General features: G+C 41.0%; 11 protein-coding genes. All 11 read right to left on the reverse strand.

Features of this window, described 5'->3' with window-relative positions; translation table 11 throughout:
- Positions 1-7: 7 nt before the first annotated feature.
- Complete coding sequence (locus AM629_RS01215) at positions 8-1,441, reverse strand: contractile injection system tape measure protein (RefSeq protein WP_054475373.1); 1,434 nt, start codon at positions 1,439-1,441, stop codon at positions 8-10.
- A gap of 304 nt (positions 1,442-1,745) precedes the next feature.
- On the reverse strand, positions 1,746-4,463 hold the full coding sequence (locus AM629_RS01220; RefSeq protein WP_054475375.1) for a baseplate wedge protein: 2,718 nt from the start codon (positions 4,461-4,463) through the stop codon (positions 1,746-1,748).
- A 26-nt stretch (positions 4,464-4,489) separates the two neighbouring features.
- Positions 4,490-7,186 carry a baseplate J/gp47 family protein gene (locus tag AM629_RS01225; RefSeq protein WP_054475377.1) on the reverse strand — a complete coding sequence of 899 codons (2,697 nt, stop codon included), beginning with the start codon at positions 7,184-7,186 and terminating at the stop codon, positions 4,490-4,492.
- Positions 7,187-7,269: 83 nt separating this feature from the next.
- Complete coding sequence (locus tag AM629_RS01230; protein WP_054475378.1) at positions 7,270-7,686, reverse strand: contractile injection system spike tip protein; 417 nt, start codon at positions 7,684-7,686, stop codon at positions 7,270-7,272.
- Positions 7,683-8,105, reverse strand: coding sequence for a GPW/gp25 family protein (locus AM629_RS01235; protein ID WP_054475379.1), 423 nt, complete (start codon positions 8,103-8,105; stop codon positions 7,683-7,685). The genes AM629_RS01230 and AM629_RS01235 overlap by 4 nt, the downstream gene beginning before the upstream one ends.
- A gap of 12 nt (positions 8,106-8,117) precedes the next feature.
- The gene (locus AM629_RS01240) at positions 8,118-9,653 is read right to left on the reverse strand and encodes a phage baseplate assembly protein V (protein ID WP_235525368.1); all 1,536 of its coding nucleotides are present in this window, start codon (positions 9,651-9,653) and stop codon (positions 8,118-8,120) included.
- Positions 9,650-10,333, reverse strand: coding sequence for a CIS tube protein (locus AM629_RS01245; RefSeq protein WP_054475387.1), 684 nt, complete (start codon positions 10,331-10,333; stop codon positions 9,650-9,652). The genes AM629_RS01240 and AM629_RS01245 overlap by 4 nt, the downstream gene beginning before the upstream one ends.
- Entirely contained in the window at positions 10,320-10,499 is a 180-nt protein-coding gene (locus AM629_RS01250) for a DUF5908 family protein (protein WP_054475389.1), read from the reverse strand. Before AM629_RS01250 ends, AM629_RS01245 begins: the two co-directional genes overlap by 14 nt.
- Positions 10,496-10,954, reverse strand: a complete 459-nt coding sequence (locus AM629_RS01255) for a phage tail protein (protein ID WP_054475391.1) — start codon at positions 10,952-10,954, stop codon at positions 10,496-10,498. Before AM629_RS01255 ends, AM629_RS01250 begins: the two co-directional genes overlap by 4 nt.
- Before the next feature lie 18 nt (positions 10,955-10,972).
- Complete coding sequence (locus tag AM629_RS01260; RefSeq protein ID WP_054475393.1) at positions 10,973-12,154, reverse strand: phage tail sheath family protein; 1,182 nt, start codon at positions 12,152-12,154, stop codon at positions 10,973-10,975.
- A gap of 64 nt (positions 12,155-12,218) precedes the next feature.
- Positions 12,219-13,301, reverse strand: a complete 1,083-nt coding sequence (locus AM629_RS01265; RefSeq protein ID WP_054475395.1) for a phage tail sheath family protein — start codon at positions 13,299-13,301, stop codon at positions 12,219-12,221.
- Between the last annotated feature and the right edge of the window lie 31 nt (positions 13,302-13,332).

Raw genomic sequence — 13,332 nt, forward strand, 5'->3', positions numbered from 1 at the left:
AAACCTTTTAAATGTTTTGCCAGTTGATTAATAGAGGGCGATCTAGCCAAGGCAGTTTGGCGATATTTAATGGCCATGGCCAGTCGTTTAACAGTGCATCGAATGGTTGAGGTTGCACCGTGATTTTGATTTCCTGTTCATCTATTCGTAATTCTCCCGGGCGTTGTAAAAATAATTGGCGAACATCATTGAGGCTTAATTTTTTCCAGGCAGGAAGTTGGCTGATAACCCCATCCAGCCATTGTTCTGTTGCCAACTGTTTTTCTGGATCAATGGGCGCTGATTCAATATTCTCATCAACCATGAGTCCACATAAAATAGGATTTAATTCCTTACGTTCTATTGGTGCCTTTTCGGTTCCCCAAATTAGATAATCAAGGAGGGCAACGGCACTGAATTGAGCTTGACGATGGATAAATTTTTGCTTTTCGAGTAGACCGAGTTGATTAAACAGAACAGGTAATATCGGCCATAAAACTAATATTCCAGCATGACTCACTTGATGTGGAAGGGTTTGTTCAGGTAATAAAGTCGGTTCAGAGAGTTGCGTGTCATCAGTTCTATGTTGGTCGTGGTTATTTTCTCCTGTTGTAATAAAGTATTCCGACAGATATTGGTATTCTTCAACCGATAGATGTTTTTTACAATTTTGTGAAACGGGTACTGTTTGCCAGAGTAGTTTTAACCAGTTATTTAATGCAGAATTACGGGTTGCAGCTTGGCGAAATAACGCAATAATAGAGGCTATATTAATCGTACCATTATTAAGTTCAGTCGTGATACGTGAGATAATTTTCGTATCGGGTTTAGGCATTTCCTGTGTATTATACTGCTGGATATATTCCAGTGCATTAAGTATCAATTGTTCGGAGGAGACAAGCTCCTCCTGATGTTGTGGTTTGGTTGTTTTTTCTACTAACTTACAATTAATGGCGTTTAATAAAACTGGTTGCCTGATAGCCAGAAGTTTTTGCAGACTGTGTTCAGATAAACAGCTTTTTGCCAATAATAGTGTCCATTTGTTTTGTATTTTTGGTAATTGATTGATTAATTGTTTAATGTTGATATCAGTAATTTCATTCTTCTTCATTTTCTCCATTGGGTTTAATGTGGAATCTTTTCGATGTAAGTAATGAATAAATTTCTCAATATCAGTCTGATTATTTACCTGATATTGGTTTAATGCTTGACTTAAAGTAGCATTAAGCCGAAGAGGGAATAATGAATTAAAATCATCTAATCTTATTTCTCCAAGGTTCAGGGTGAGTTTTTCTAAATAGATATTTTTATTAATGATATATTGGTTGAAATAGGAGTTGATTAATTTATTTATATTGGATTGATTAAGCAGGGAGCCATGTAATACTTTTTTAGCTGCCTGCGTGTTATTAGCTGAAATAGTAATGATTATCCGGTTTAACAGATTTGGCTCAGAGACCATGTTTATATTTCCTTTATGGTTAGTAAATGTAATTAATCGTAAAAATATGAATATGAAATATGTCATCATAATTAACTGGAGTTTTTATTTATAATATATCTCATATTATAAGGCGCACATTGTTCTAAATGTTTATTAATTATACCCGTCATCTTTCAAGCTGCCTCTTTGTTGGCTGCACTCACTCACCCCGGTCATATAGTTATCTATGCTCCCGGGGATTCGTTCCCTTGCCGTCGCGATGCAACTTGAAATCCATAGGGTATATTATAATACGTTGATTTTAGGCTGTAATTTTTTATTATTATACTGCATCAGGTATAAAATTTTCTTCGGATGATGAAGTAGTAGGTGGTTTTCCGAGTGTTAATGTTTTTAAAATTTCATATGCTGCGTCCCCTAAGGAAGCGCCGTTGTTTTGCCAGCGTTTGTAGGTGTTGGCAAAATCATTAAAATGTTCTGGTGAAAGCCAATGAATAACGAGTGAAATATGAGCTGGTAATTCGGCTAAAATCTCAGCTTTCACCCAAGATTCTATTTCGTATAGATCAACTTTGTCACTGCCAATTAGCTCGCGATTCAGTACCACACTGACCACAAATGAAAAATGATCAGCTTGGACATATCTTTCTCCGGAAAAATGCCAGTGATAGAGTGATGCTATTTCCTTTCTTGGGAAATTATTTATTGAGTCTGATTTTTTTTTAAGTAATATTTGTCTCTTAATAGGATTAAATTTCTTTACGTATGCTTTAATTTCATGATTTTTATTATCATTTAGCGTGACTTCGTCATCCTTTCCAATCATGGCAGGGAAGTGGCTTTTGTTGCTGATAGTAATCCAGTATTCATTTTCTGCTTCACTTGAAGGGAGATGATCGGCATAAACCAGTTGATAATCTATATCTTCCATCCACTCTGAGCTGTTTTCCCAGCTTAGTTTATTTTCTTTAAATGCTAGTTGCACATTTTCTAGATTTTCTCTTAAAACATTACTGTTATTGATGTTAAGGGTGAATATATTTCCTGTTACCTCAGTGATCATCTGATTAAGCAATAGGAGATTAGCATAATCTATATTGATAATTAAGTTAATAACTTGACCTCGTAGTAACTTACCTGAGGAACCTATTTGCGTGATTGTTAATTGCTCATTTTTGACTTCGATATTATTAGGGATTGTCTTATTATTGTATTCCTGCGTAGGTTTTACTGGTAAGAGTTGCTTATGTTCAATTAAATAAAAAGGAAGGTTAGCTAAGTCTGGTTTTTCTTTGAAACATTCTCCTCCCAGACCCAACCGGGCAGCAATACGTTTTTGCAGTGCTGACACCTTATCAATACGAATATTATTACGTTGATAGGCCAGTTCGGGTTGTTGAGCAAGATATTCGCGCTGAGTAGATAGAAAATCTTCCCGAGAATTTGAGTTTTGTGATAGGAGAGGGGTTGCACATTGCGCCCCAAAATATCGTAATAGATAATCTAGAATGATTAATTCTTTAGCATAGTTTTTATTATTATCAATTTTAGCTTCGTTATTCACTTGGTCAATTAAGTTAGGTTTTATGTTTTGATGAACATTTTGACCCACATTATTTTCTTGAAAAGGCCATTGAGTACCATGTACATTATTTCCTCGTTGTTTAAAAGCCAATAGTTTTGGTAACAAGGCGAGATTAGCACAGTTATTAGCTAGCATTTGTTCAAAAGGTAACATGAACTGATGTAATTGTATTTTCTGTTGAGTATTAGTTTGTAATTCATAGCAAGCAGGTAATTTATTACTCACCGGATAGTAATCCAGAACCTTACGATGTTTTCCCCAATTTAATAGTTCAGGCTGTGTATTAATCAGAGGTTCTGAAATTATTTTTTCTTTTACCTGTTGTTTAATCACGTTGGCTTTAATCCCTCCTTTGGCGGTAATGATGAGAGGGCTTGATTCTGAGGTAATTAATGCTAATGGATCGTTGCCCCATAGTCTGGGATAGTATCCCTGATCGATTTTCCAGGACCAATTATCATTTGGTAACTTAGAAATCTTTTCATTATTATCATCTAATGTGAATCGGGCAATGCTTTGAACGCCTTTGATTGTTAATAATTGGTTAACCAAAGGGCTTGGATTTAATATCATAGGGTTGTTGTAATCCTTAACCGGAGGTAGTTTGAGTATCCAGCCATGATTCAAATAAGGCCCATCAAAAATTTCTTCATGATCGTAACCCATTTCTTTCATTTCTTGGGTGGTATAACGTAGTGGTTTTTCAAGAATCATTTGTTCCGCTGTTGTATAAACTTTAGCAAATATATCAGCGATATCTTTGACATCATCATCAAGCTGAATATCAATCTTCAATGAGAGATCGATGGGTTCTAGCCAAATAATTTTGCTGACTGATTCACCCAAATTGCGATTGTCCCTCAGAAAATCTTCCAACTTTTCCTGAGCTTGATTTTTTTTATTTTGATCTTCTTCGATTTCCCGGCTAGGGAGCAAATAAAGCCAATAGTTTCCCCTCAGTGTTAATTTTAATTGTGGTGTGTTTTCGTATTGGTCTTCAATAAAGCTGTATTGCCGCTTTTTTTTGCTATACCAGTATGTATAGCGTTGATTTTCAGGTTCATGAATAAGCTGTACATCATTAAAGAGAAAATAACCATCACTGTTGTCGTTGCTATGCAAATCCAATAAAGCCCGGCGATAATCCTCTTCGGTGATGGGGCCACAAGTCAATATTTGTTGTGGGCCAAACTCTTTAGGGAAAATACCGTCTCTGGATGTTTGTTCCTCTTGTTTAGGCGTAAGAAGATCTTTCAGTGGTAATGAATGGCGGTAAGCTAAATCAGATGCGCCATAACAACAAGCTTCTAATAAGGTGATCCCCGGATCATTTTCCCCCATATCGTTCCAACATTGGCCGGATTGTTGTTCAATAACGGTTTTTGCCTGAGCAAGTAAAGAATCAAAGGCAATATCGTCTTTGATAATGGGAAATAGTATATCTCGATTATTCATTTGTGAACTCCTTCGTTTAGGGGTTTTTATTTCCAGACTAAAATCAATACTTCGTCATCGTCGGCTTCTACACTTTTACCTATGACATCAGTGGATGGACTGCCTTTTTTTAAAGTCAAACTAGTGACCCGTTCAACCCAAGGTGATTGTTGAATGGTGGCTAATAACTGGTAGTAGTCAATGCGATTACCTGGCGTTACGCCGATAGCAATATTTTCTCCCCACGGCATGTAGATTCGACTCAGTTCCTGTTGTAATTGATGGCGGCCGTAATCGGGGTTAACTCCTGGAGTAAATATCAATTCATAGCTAATCGGGACATCAACGTATGTGGGATTCTTAATTTCAATGGTTGTCCAGGGGCTGCTTAATCGATCTAACCATTCGACCATTTCAGTTAATCGGGCTTGGTTCAATTCTGGGCGGAGTAAATCATCATTATCTTTATAGCGATTATCAGGGATGACGATTAATTGGCGCTTTTCTGGCGCGGGTATTTTGGTTAATTCATTGGTAGAAGGGTATTTGACATCAAATATGCTGACAAATCGCTCTTTTAATAAGGTGACAATATCTCCCCAATTCAATGCTCGGTTACGATGGGACAGCCGGGAGGGAACCCGTTTCAGGAAGGTTTGCTCGTCTTCTTTCGGACGACTATTCCAGGAGGTCCAAGGTTGAGTCACTTCATTGATTGCAACGGATGAGTTTACTGGTTGTTTAATGCTGCTGATGGCTAATCCATTGATTAAGTGATCCGGTTCAATGGTGTCTACGTTAATTAGAGTGGCGGTTATAGCGTTATATAATAGCCCTTTAATGCTTGGATAATTAGGCGGTTTTTTACCAGATACCTTTGATATCATCTCAGCTTTTAGCCAATATTTATCTGTTGGCATTAGAGAGGTTTGATTTGAAGCATCTTGTGGTAACAAAGTACTCCAGGTTCCTCGGTCAAACAGGTTGCGAGTTTTATCGTCAACCAATTTATCCAGTGGACGCCAACTGTTATTTTTATTGAGGTAAAACCAGGATAAAGGGAGTTTTTCAGAACCTTCTAACTGCCAGTACAGGGATAAAGTTTGTCCTGGTAATATATCAGTAAAACCTAAATAGAATGCGTCGTCGGTTAGTGATGTTATATCTTTTCCTGCTTTGTCCCAACCAAAAGGCGTGAGAGAGTAAACGGAAAATTGTTCGGGTTTAACTTTAGCACTGAACTGAATCTGTAATGTGCTAATTTTCGGGGTATAGGGCTGATTTTTACCAGTAGGATTTTGCCAATATTGAGCATGCATAAAATCCTGTTCAGTCAGTTCTATGCGTATTGACGCAGGCCAGTCATAGGGTGATGGCTTGTCTACAGGAGAGTAATTCATTACCGGTAAAGTAAAATTTAGGCTTTTTCCTTGTGGTTTATTATTTTCATCTTCACTGAATAATGATTGAGCTTCATTGTTATTAAGTCCTTCTTTCGTTTTTTGAGAAGTAACTAAATATCCTTTTACTTTAAACACGCCATTATTGGAGGGCTTAGGGCTGTATGCTTCATACCGCTTTCTAAAGCTCTCTGTAGGCAAGTCAACCCATTGAGGAGTAAGGGTAAGTGTTGCGTTTTTAGTGCCATACCATTCAGGGGCAATCAAATTAAAACCAGAACCTGACGATGGTGATTGACTAAAAGGGAAACTAGTTGCATCTGTTTGTTCAGTACCTGCATCAGAGGCATAGAATACATTGTGGTTGCCGTTAATATTGATCTCAATCTCGGTAATATTAGGTAGAATCCCCTGAGTGACGCTCAGCTTTAATACCGGTATATCAAACGTCATATTATCAAGGTTGTTAGGCGGGTTGATAGGATCATCCTTAGCTGTTAAGCAAAGTTTAAGATGTTTGTCCTCTTCTTTTTCTACTGATAATGAAAGCCAATGATCTCCCGAACTGATTTTAGCGGTGATGTGATCAGGATTATCCGTCCACTCGTTTGCTAATTTAATCTTAATAATGCGCTCTCCTTTCGACATAGCAAATAAAGGCGAAGTGATCAGATAACCGGACAAAACTGGAGCATCATCAGGCGTTGGGCTAAAAAGTCGAATACCGTTTTCAGGTAATTCAATATTGTCTGAGTCGCTTAACAGTATTGCTGATTTCCAGCCACCGTTATCTTTATCTTTCCGACACCAACGCAGATCGGTTAGTTTCCCTTGGTTCGCTAATAGATCGGTATCTGATGCATATTGTAATGGGTTTCCAGCGCTATCCTGCCCGGCATCAAACAAGGTTCCTTTAGGAATGAGATGTTCTGCATTATCTGTATTTAAGGTAATGCCTAAAGCAACGCTATCTGCTTGAGCACTTCTTGGTTTTAGTCCCAATAATTCCCGGTAATAAAGATCACGATGTCGTGCCGGAAAAGTATTAAATAATATTTTGGTGGTTTCTAAAAGCTTTAAAAAGGCTAAAACAAAAGCTTGATGGGCCGGTAAATGACCATTTGCTTTATTAACGTTTTGGTAAAGATCGGCTAATTTTTCAGGACTATTTTCCTGAATAAAATAGAAACTATCCCAGAATTGTCTTTTCTCTTGATCGAAAGGGATGTTTTTAGCATATTCTTGTAGCCAGTTTAAAATATCTAGCGTACTTCTTTCATCAAGTTTAAAATCTGTCTCTGGTACGATAGCGGCGAGTTTATTTTTTAATTCGGTGAGTTCCATATTATACCACCTGTTATTTAAATATATTGCTGATAGCTTTGAGCAATAGGATCGTTGTTTAATAATGAGTTTTTAGAGGTTATTTATCCTGCGTTAACGATATATTGACTGGCAATAAAACGGCCTTTTCCCATACTAGGTGTTGTGATATCTGGTCCGGTTGACGGATTACTCGCTGGTTGTGATGGGGTAAAACGGGCGGTAAATTGCTGCCCGACAACTATCACTGTGGCAGGGCTACGGCAAAAGTTTACTTGTTGGCTTGCATCCAATTGCGCAATGGTGACCATCCCCAGGCCGGGTATCGGGTGGCTTGGGGTAATGTATTGTGCTTGAAGTTGTACCTTTTTTTCATCCCCCACAATGGCGATCTTTTTGCCCTGGATTTGCGCGTGTCCGCTGCCGCTGATGGTTGCTAGTCCCAAAATGGTGACCTGCCGGTTGCCGAAGAATGGCTCGAATAGCAGGCTGTCGCCATCAATAATGAGTTGTTTACTCATAGATTCACCTTTGCCTGACCTTCGTTGATCTCAAGAACCCCGTTAAGCTGTTGACTGATTTGGCTGCCTCTCAGGGCATAGGTCACTTGAATATGTAAGGTATTCGGTGAATCTGTTTTCTGAGTTACCTGAATATCGGTGATTTCTGCGCGGGGTTCATAACGCAATACGCGTTCTTCAATGCGGGTTTGAATCTCCGATAATAATTCATCACTGATATTTTCAAACATATAATCATTCAGACCACAGCCATAATCCTCATGCATAATCCGTTCACCGGGTTCAGTTAAAAAAAGGATTTTAATACTTTGGCGAACGTTTTCGGCTCCTTTTTCCATTGCTACTCCAGTCTCAAGAGAAAACTGTGGCGGAAATTTCCAGCCGCAACCATAAATATCGGCTAATATTTTGTTTGTCATTTCAATACCTCATTACTGTGTTAAGTTGATTTTCGTACCTTTAATATTGAGATTTTTCGTTGAATTGAGCGTAATATCTTTATCCTGTTGCAGAGAAACTTTATTTTCTCCGCTATTAAGGGCCACTGTGTTTTCTTTATTATCGAATATTAATGCCTGTTGTTTATCTCCTTGCTTGATAACTAAAGTTTTCACCGGATTTTTTTCGCTGGGTTCTAACGGCGGTTTATTTTTCGGATTATGCATGGAACCTAATATCACTGGAAAACGGGGATCACATTCAAAGAATCCGATAATCACTTCATCTCCCGGTTCTGGATAAAAGCAAAATCCGCTTTCATGACTGGCATAAGGTTTACCTAACCGGGCAAAAAGGACACCTTGGGTCAGGTTTAATGCCGGTATTCTGACCGGGATGCGCCCCAGCGATTGGCTGTCTTGTTGGTATTTTTCCACGATACCGATATGTAACTCTTTCACCTGTGGCACTGGGGCGGCCACATCTGGCAACATGCCTAAGGTTAATCGGGTACGCCAGCCTTGCCGCTGGTTAATTATCTGATTTACACCGGTGATGATCCCTTGACCATCTATTCCTTGACCAAAGCCATTTAACGCCAGAACATCCCCTGGTTGATAATGGTGATTGCCTTCGATTTCAAAACTACCGGATATATTATGACTGCGTAGATTATCCATAATGCCTTGAGCAAGATGTTTGGCTTGTTCATTATCCAATGGATAGCTGTAAGCCCATTGCCACTCTTTATCGGCCAGTGCGGCGATACTGTCCACCGCCAATTTATTACCGCCAAGCCTGCTGTTTTGAGTATTGATTGCTTGAGAAAGCTTTTGTTGAGCAATATCCCAGGCACGGACACTCACTGTCTTAGGGCTGTATTGGTTATTCCATTGGAGATCCGCTTCAAATAGCACAATATCTTGAACACGACTGGCATGTCGATGAAGGGTATGTACCGTTGATTGATTTAGGGCCTTGGGGGTTATCAAGGTCACTGACTCATTGCCGGGCAGCAGCCAGGTGTTAGTGGCAGTTAATCGGCTTTTTAGAAATGCCCAATCATTACAACGAAATTGCACCATTTGTTCATGAACGGTTTTGAGTTGAGGGGCCTGCTTTATCGTTGTTTGGATACCATTCTGATTGAAGAGTTTTTTGATAATTGCCTCATCACTCTGTTTATTGAATAGCTGTGAGTGAAAGCTATGGGTTAATTTTTGCAGGTGATGTTTTGCCGTCAGGGTAATGATGCTGTCCTGACCTTTAAGCCCCAATGTCTGCCGAACGATGATTCCCTTAAACAACACGGTTTTTTGCATTTGTACGATAATTTCATGGTTCGGGCGGCAGCTTGCCAATTCAGCCTGTGTCTTGGTGTCAAAAATAGGGTTGGCATCACCGGCGATACCCAGAGTGATGTTGGCCGAAGGGATACCGTTGATGTGATGGTTGGTTGTCAAGTTGATTACGGTAAATTGATTGAGGGTTTTACCCCCTATTTTGAGGGTTACTGTGGGTATTTTCATGTATCCCCCCGAGCTTGTAGGGTTTGTCCGGGGGTAAAGTCATCAAGATTATCCAGACTGTTTTGCCAGGCCAGCGAGAGATAATCGATACCACCGGCCAGCGAAGCTCCAGCACCTAAGGCGATCAAGGGTAGGGAAAGCATATCGGTTACGCTAACCGCAGTAGCCGGAGGCGATTTTAACTGTCGCTCGGTAGCTTGAATAACAAAACTCTCGTCTGCCACCAGGGATAAGGTCGCATTGGCGCGCAGTGGTGTGGCATCCCGGTCAAACAAAGTATAGTTGACGGCCAGACTACTGGCTCGGCAAGCGAAATAACCTTTGTTTTCCCAGCGCATTTTACCCCATTTAATTTTAAGGAAGTGGGGTACTTTGGTGCTGGCATCCACCGCACACAGGGATTTCAGGGTTGCAAGCTGTGTTTCTATGGGTGTGTTATTGCCGGGCATTGAGGCATCAAACAGCAGGACCAAGGATAATCCAGCAGGCTGAGATAATACATAACGGCTGCTTTGGCTGGTACGATTAACACTTTCATCCTGTTGGTAACGGGTTTGGTAATCAAGCTGGATCGTATCGGGGTTATACATGGCCTGTAAGCTACCCACGGAGACTTTTCCTTCCCGGTCTTTGAAGGCGGAAAGGGTGAGTCTGGATAAACCGCGTTCAATTAAACTCATAATCACCTCCTGTTTCACGTAATGCCTCTAATACCTCCCGTTTCACCATCTCAATCAAACGGGTGTTATCCAGTTTTTCCTGAGCTAATGTTGGTGGGGAGAGTTGATCACTCGTCGGATCGGTGACTTTTGCCTGAATAATCAGTTCCTTAATTTCAACAGTCATGCTTTTACTCCTAACCAGCGCATATCCTGATAACGTAATTCCAGAGAGTTCACCAGTACGGTGTTGCTATTAGCATCAAAGTCGCTGGTGGACCAACGAACGGGGAGTGCGTTACTGACCGTCCAGCTCGCCACGGGTAACGTGTTTTCGTTCAGTAGCATGATGACGACATCGGCATACACCGCTTTCTCACCACGCAGTACGCGATCAAATATCAAAGTGAGGGGCGTAATGGTCATGACACCACGCTCCAGCACCAGGCTGCCATGTTGGATCTTTTCGGTTAGCCAGACGTTTCTGGCATTTTCTCCGCCCTGGCTGTGTTGGGTGGTTTGCATCTCTCGGCTCAGGCCCGATATGCGCTGAAAAGCGATATCAAGTGGGCTGGGAATATTGTTAAACAGAAAACTGGCGATAAAACGGTGTGATACTGACGGGGTGTATAGGTTGTGCATGTTTTTCCCCTGTTTAGATTAGCTAGGTACGGTATTGTTATGGATATCAAATGTCAGACTTAACTCAATAAACTCTGCTGGAATTAACAGGGCCAGCCTGATTTTCATGATCATCTTTCCGGCCAAAATATCCGCTTCATTCATTGATTCATTAACACCCAGTAACACCTCAAATGCCTGATTTTCCTCAGTGCCTCGCAATCCACCTTTTAACCATAATTGACGTAACCAGTTGTGGGCTTGACCTTTAAATTTCATCCAGGTAATGGCGTTATTGGGTTCAAAGACAAAGGCTCGGCCCAATTGGGTCATATGGGTTTCGACATAGGAAACCAGACGGCGAATTTGGATATAGCGCCAGGGGGAACCTGACATGTTGTCCAGCGTGCGGCAACCCCAGATTTTAATACCTTTGCTAGGGAAGCTGCGAACCAGATTCAACGAAGTGCCTTCTTGATTAAGGTTAAGGAGAGTCCCCGCTTCAAGGTAAGAACGTACCGGGCCGATCACTTTAGCTAAAGCGACATTGGCGGGAGCCGTCCATACGCCTTTCTGGTTGTCATTGCGTTGTATAACAGCGGCGACCGCAGCGGTAGGCGAAAGTACAATGTATTCCCCCTTTTTTTGGTAAGTGCTTTTTAGCCCCGGCCAGTATACGGCACCCCATTGGCGATCATTTGAAGAAAGATCAGCCAGACAATTAGCGGCTAATGTTGGATCGTCCGGGGCGTCCAGTAATCCCATGATGCCGCGTCGGCTTTTGCAAAGGTCGAGAACTGATTGCCAGAATTGTAGCCAAAGGGCTTTTTGAGCGTTGGTATCATTAAAACGAGTGATATCAGGTGTGACAATCAGCGTAATTTCACTTTCTGCGGAAATCGCTTGTTTCACCCACTCTTGTTGTAGGGCAGTAATTAATGATTGAAAATCTTTTAACTGTTCATTGATCCCCAGTGACAATATATAAGCTTGCTGTCCGCCGTTTTCAAAAAAGTGGCGTACTGAATAATACGTTAATTCTGATTCACCGAAAGATTGGGTAAAGTCCATCAGGCTATTTAGTTTTACAGCCGTTTTATGGCTTGAATTTTTTTCGGTATAGCCAATAAAAACGGGTATGCCGATAAATTCATTGTTTGGTTTTAGAGATATTGAATTTTCCGCTATCGTGATGCCAGGCTGTTTTATCTCCGTTATCATTATTGTCTCCTCTTATTCAACACTGGACTGAATGGACGCGGCGTTAAACCGCGCCTCAGTACGATTACTGTGCTACGTTTTGTGAAAATTGAAGGATAATAAATTCAGCCGGACGCACGGCGGCCATCCCAACTTTGACAATCATTTTGCCTTGCTTGATATCGTCATCGGTCATGGTGATATCTTTACCAATCTGGACAAAGTAAGCCTGTTCAGCTTTGTTGCCTGCTAGTCCTCCTTGTTGCCAGAGGGCATAGAGATAGTTATCGATAGCCCGGTGTACGGCTTTCCAGGTGGGTTGGTTGTTAGGCTCAAAGACCGCGAAACTCATGGCATTTTTAATGTCTCGCTCTGCACTGTTAAACAGGCGGCGAACCGGGATATAACGCCAGTTATCGCTATCTTCAAGTGTTCTGGCGCCCCAAACCAACGTGCCACTCTTAGGAAAAGTGCGGATCATATTTAACGCTTTACCTTTGTTATATTGTGCTTGCAGGTCGTCAGTTACTGGGTATTTAGGTTGTAATCCGCCTTGAATAGGGACGTTAGCGGGTGCTTTCCAAACGCCACGACTGTTATCGACACTGGCATAAATACCGGCTATTACGGCGCTGGGCGGAATATCAACGCTGGTTTTATTTGCTCCCCAATCAGCAGTTAGCCAGGGGTAATAAACTGCGGCATGGTGGGTAGAAGGATAAGGTGTGAGTATATTATCCGGTTCTTTGTCTGAGGGTATCTGATCTGTTGGGCCATCGAAAATAGCGAATAATCCTTTGCCCGATTGGCAAAGTGTAGTCACAGCGCTTTTGATATCTTCTCCAGCAGCAACCAGTAATGTGACATCGTCAAGTTTTGGAACTTGTTTTTCTAAGTCTTTGGTTTTAATAAGGTAGGCATATCCGCCGCCGTTAATAAAATAGGCTCGCAGGGCGATATCAAGTTTATTGTCGGGATCAAATTTTTTATCTGCTTTTCGGGTCAGATATTCTAACCAACTATTAACTCTGATAGGAGTATTAAGTTTACTGTCGTCTGTGCCATCTGCAACGGCAAAAACGGGCACTGCCGTTGCACTTGAGCGAACGGAAAGTGACAGTGAAGCGTCTTCTTCAATATAAACGCCGGGATAAGTTGTTGTTGGCATATTGCCTCCAATTATATTGTGAGATATTTTG

The sequence above is a fragment of the Photorhabdus heterorhabditis genome (assembly GCF_001280945.1).
Taxonomy (GTDB): domain Bacteria; phylum Pseudomonadota; class Gammaproteobacteria; order Enterobacterales; family Enterobacteriaceae; genus Photorhabdus; species Photorhabdus heterorhabditis.